The organism is Halorubrum sp. Ea8, assembly GCF_002252925.1.
Lineage (GTDB): Archaea > Halobacteriota > Halobacteria > Halobacteriales > Haloferacaceae > Halorubrum.
Map to the genome: position 1 here is coordinate 1 of NZ_NHPF01000162.1, position 2663 is coordinate 2663.

Annotated in this window: 1 protein-coding gene and 1 pseudogene; one reads left to right on the forward strand and one right to left on the reverse strand. The window is 74.6% G+C overall.

The genetic code is table 11. The features are described 5' to 3' along the window. A pseudogene (locus DJ74_RS18135) lies at positions 1–214 on the reverse strand (molecular chaperone DnaJ); the annotation flags it as partial. A gap of 168 nt (positions 215–382) precedes the next feature. On the opposite strand from DJ74_RS18135, the gene mutS reads away from it, so the two are divergent. Further along, a partial coding sequence (gene mutS, locus DJ74_RS18140; RefSeq protein ID WP_094528231.1) for a DNA mismatch repair protein MutS occupies positions 383–2663 on the forward strand: 2281 nt, incomplete at its 3' end.

Here is a 2663-nt window from a genome sequence, read left to right on the forward strand (position 1 = left end):
GCTCGCGCTCGGTCGGACCGGCGCGCGCGGCCTCCCGGTGGACCCGGTCGCGCAGCTTGCCGCTGGCGTGGTACCAGAGGAAGTACGCGACGATCCCGAAGGGGACGGCCACGGCCAGCAGGACGGGCGAGACCACGACCCCGGCGACGAGGAGCAGGGCCGTCAGCCCGATGAACGTCGCCGCCATGCCGACGATGATCGTCCGGTTCGTCACACTCGTACTGGGGCGTCCATCGTTGTAAGCGTCCCGACCGCTCGCGGCCGAGGGCGTCCCTCACAGCGGTCCCTCCCGGAGTCCCGCCGTGGGGACCCCCCGTTGGCGCCGCGCCGGCGCCCGCCGTCCTCCGTACCGTTTATGCCCGCGGGCGCCCGGACTCGCGATATGCCAACTGCGGACCGAGAGGTCGCCACGGGGCTCCCGCCGGGCGTCGCCGACGCCCGCGAGGAGCTCACGCCGATGCTCTCGCAGTACGCGGACCTGTGTGCCGCCCACGAGGACGCGCTGGTGCTGTTCCAGGTCGGCGACTTCTACGAGGCGTTCTGCGAGGCGGCCGAGGCCGTCGCGCGGGTCTGCGAGGTGACGCTCACGGAGCGCTCCGACTCGACCGGCGACTACCCGATGGCGGGGATCCCCATCGACAACGCCGCGCCGTACCTCGAATCGCTGCTCGACGCCGGCTACCGCGTCGCCGTCGGCGATCAGGTCGAGGACGCCGAGCAGGCGTCCGGCCTCGTCGACCGCGCCGTCACGGAGGTGATCACGCCCGGGACCGTCGTCGAGGACGACCTGCTGGAGGCGGGCACCACGAACTACGTGGCGGCGGTGGCGGCCGGCGAGACCGATGCGGACGCGGGGGGCGGCGTCGGCCTCGCCGCCGTCGACGTCTCCACGGGCGAATGCCTCGTCACGTCGGGCGACCGCGACGCGGTCGCCGGGGAGCTCGACCGGATCGCGCCGGCCGAGCTGATCGCGGGGCCGGACGCCCCGACGTTCGAGCCGGCGGACGCCGAGCGCGGCTGGACGGTCCACGAGTACGACCCCGGCGTCTTCGAGCGCCGCGCCGCGACGGAGCGGCTGGAGCCGTACCTCCCGGCGCCCGACCGGCGATTCGAGGGCGACGCCGAGCTCCGGGCGGCCGGCGCCGTCCTCGCGTACGCGGAGTACACGCAGGGCGACGACGGGCCGCTCTCGTACGTCACGCGGCTCCGGCGGTACGACCCCCGCGACCGGCTGCGGCTCGACGCCGCCGCCCGGCGCAGCCTGGAGCTGTTCGAGAACCGCGGGCTCGGCGCGAGCGACACCCTGTTCGACGCGCTCGACGAGACGAGCTGCGCGCTCGGCCGGCGCTGTCTGGAGCGGTGGCTCCGGCGCCCGCTCGTCGACGCCGACGCGATCCGGAGCCGCCACGACGCGGTCGGCGAACTGGCCGACCGCACGCTGGTCCGCGAGGGAGTCGCCGACGCGCTCGCGGCCGCCTACGACCTGGAGCGCCTCGTCGGGCGCGTCTCGCGGGGGCGGGCCGACGCCCGCGACCTGCGCTCGCTGCACGCGACGCTCGCGGTCGTCCCGGAGCTGAAGTCGCTCCTCGCGGAGGCGGGGAGTGAGGACGCCGGCGGCGACGCCGAGCGCCCGCGGACCGACCACCTTCGCGCCCTCCGCGATCGCCTCGACGAGCTGGTCGCGGTCCGCGACCTGATCGACGAGGCGATCGCGGTCAACCCCCCGCCCGAGATCACCGACGGCGGCGTGATCCGCGAGGGGTTCGACGACGACCTCGACGCGCTCCGCGCGACCGAGCGCGAGGGGCGCGAGTGGGTCGCCGACCTGGAGGCGAGCGAGCGCGAGCGCACCGGGATCGACTCGCTGTCGGTGGGCCACAACCAGGTCCACGGCTACTACATCGAGGTGACCGACGCCAACCTCGACCGGGTCCCCGACGACTACCGCCGCCGGCAGACGCTGAAGAACAGCGAACGCTACGTGACGCCCGAGCTGAAGGAGCGCGAGGAGGAGATCGTCGGCGCCGCCGAGCGCGCGGACGCCCTCGAGTACGAGCTGTTCGCCGACGTCCGCGAGCGCGTCGCGGCCGAGACGGAGCGGATCCAGGGCCTCGCCGACGCGCTCGCCGAGCTCGACGCGTGCTGCTCGCTGGCGACCGTGGCGGTCGAGGCCGACTACGTCCGCCCGGAAGTTCGCGACGACCCCGACGCCGGGATCGAGATCGAGGGGGGCCGCCACCCCGTCGTCGAGCGCGCGGAGGCGTCGTTCGTCCCGAACGACGCCGACCTTCCCCGCGGGTCGGTCGCCGTGATCACGGGCCCGAACATGAGCGGGAAGTCGACGTACATGCGATCGGTTGCGCTCGCGGTCGTGCTCGCGCAGACCGGGTCGTTCGTCCCCGCGCAGGCCGCCACCCTGCCCGTCTTCGACCGGCTGTTCACCCGCGTCGGCGCCTCGGACGACATCGCGGGCGGTCAGTCGACGTTCATGCGCGAGATGAGCGAGCTGACGGAGATCCTCCACGACGCCGGCCCCGCCTCGCTCGTGCTCCTCGACGAGGTCGGCCGCGGCACCGCGACGACGGACGGGCGCGCCATCGCCCGCGCGGCCGCCGAGTTCGTCCACGACGAGCTGGGCGCCACCGCGCTCTTCGCCACGCACT